Consider the following 263-nt stretch of genomic DNA (forward strand, 5'->3'; position numbering starts at 1 on the left):
TTATAGATGGTGTCGACTCAGCGTCAGAAGCTGGATGCAGTTCAGGCTTAGGCCGCTCAGCAGTGTCAGCACTAATGCCAACTACAGACACCCTTGATTTCAGCAATGATATCATTGATATGCCTAAATCTGAAACTACCATAGATCTACCATTAAAACAAGTGAATCAATCTGTTGGAAACGTGCCACAAACAGATGCTGCTCTGTGGACTATAAATGAAGATTTGGTCAGTTATTGGCTGCAGATGGGACCTGAACCATGT

General features: G+C 43.3%; 1 protein-coding gene. It reads left to right on the forward strand.

The genetic code is table 11. From position 1 onward, the window contains the following. Positions 1 to 263, forward strand: a 263-nt coding sequence (locus tag FVA95_RS32415; RefSeq protein ID WP_205016083.1) for a hypothetical protein, incomplete at both ends; no start/stop codon positions are given.

Origin of the sequence: Pseudonocardia sp. EV170527-09 (assembly GCF_008369905.1) — a bacterium.
Classification (GTDB): Bacteria; Actinomycetota; Actinomycetes; order Mycobacteriales; family Pseudonocardiaceae; genus Pseudonocardia.